At 48.5% G+C, this 1,521-nt stretch carries 1 protein-coding gene; it reads right to left on the reverse strand.

The window, feature by feature from the left end; translation table 11 throughout:
- Nucleotides 1-162: 162 nt before the first annotated feature.
- Nucleotides 163-1,371 carry an IS4 family transposase gene (locus tag B0G52_RS35115; protein WP_094051097.1) on the reverse strand — a complete coding sequence of 403 codons (1,209 nt, stop codon included), beginning with the start codon at nucleotides 1,369-1,371 and terminating at the stop codon, nucleotides 163-165.
- Between the last annotated feature and the right edge of the window lie 150 nt (nucleotides 1,372-1,521).

Raw genomic sequence — 1,521 nt, forward strand, 5'->3', positions numbered from 1 at the left:
CACTAGCGTTGCATAAATGCTCACATAGTGAACTGGATTGTATTCCTATTACTTTGATTTCATATATTTACAGTTCCATTCTAGCCACTCAAGCTAAAAGCCGACAGGCCTCTAGAGCGTAGGTCACGAAGTTCCAGAAATTAGATATTCTGTGTCGTATGTCTATTTCTTGGCCTTGCTCGGGTTGATGATCCCTATGGTCGTCCGTACCGAGATCGCTTTTCTACCCGCGCCTGGTGGCTTCCCTCGTGATATTCGACCTGGAGGTCGATTCAACTCTGCCACTATGGCCGAGAGCGGATGATACATGTAAGCTCTCAGCAGTTGAAGGAATCTCCAAGTCGAACAAGAGGCTTGCGATTTCTGTTTCATTTCCTCGACGAGCAGCGCTGTGATGAGGGCCAAAAGCATTTGATTCCAAATCGCCTGTGGTTTATAGCTGTGCAGCTTTGTTAAACGTAGATGTTGCTTCAACCACTTAAAGTATAACTCGATGAGCCAGCGACTTTTGTAGATGTATGCGATTTCCTCGGCTGACAGATGCCAGATCGAAGTCAGCACACGGTAGCGCTTATTTTGCTCATCCTGAAACTCCACCAACCGGACGGTCTTCTCCATCGATCGAAACGTGCTGCCAACGCGAACCCGGGCATCTCGCAGGATAGGACTCCCCTCTGGAACAGCAAATTCTTCTACAACGCTGGTGCAAGCCCGGTCCCGAATACGCATCACAAAGCGAATTTTCCGCATGATCCACTGGTCCATTTTGTTGTAATCTTCGTATCCGCGGTCCATGACGTAAGTAGCGCGGGAATCCGTCACGAGCTCGATCGCCCCAGCCCGGTCATCCACGTTGAGGGAAGTCGGAATCAGGGCATCGGGGAACAGCGTTTCCGGAGAATCTGCGACGAGACGAAGATGCATCTTGACCCCGCTGCTCTCCGTAGACATGCGTGCCCAATCTCCGAGTTGTAGAGGCAAGCGAATGCGGGAGGAGTCAATGATACGAAGCTTGCCGATTTGAGCTGTAATGCCCTTGCGGCCAGACGAGCGTCGCCTCGTGCGTACAACGAGCTGATGAAACAGCCAATTCAGCAACTCCGTCGGAATCTGGTCGAGCTTTCGGGAAAGCTGTGATCCACTGATACGCTCCAAGCGTAAGAAGCGTTGCAGTTCCGGTTGTGCAGCAATGTGGAATTCCATTTCGCTGTAAGAAGACCAGTGATTGAGTTGTGCTGCGATAAACACGAAGATCGCCTTCATGGTGGTGAGTTTCTTGGTATAGTGATCGAAAAGCAGCCGCTCATGAACACAAATAGGCAATAAGGAAAACATTTGACGAATGACGGATCGTGCATTAACGTTATCCATGGATGGTCTCCTTTGTAGAGAGTTATGGACAACGTGCCTACCTCTCTACAATAGGGGATTTTTTATATAATCGCCATGAAAAACACTTATATTATTACATATATAGCTAATTGTAGTTATTTTCGCGTGAAGTTTTATGCAACGCTAGTG

This window comes from Cohnella sp. SGD-V74 (assembly GCF_003001675.1).
GTDB lineage: Bacteria > Bacillota > Bacilli > Paenibacillales > Paenibacillaceae > Cohnella.

What these genes read in the sequence shown, in the direction of transcription:
- B0G52_RS35115 (WP_094051097.1), bottom strand. Translation starts at nt 1,371, where the DNA reads ATGGATAACGTTAATGCACGATCCGTCATTCGTCAAATGTTTTCCTTA.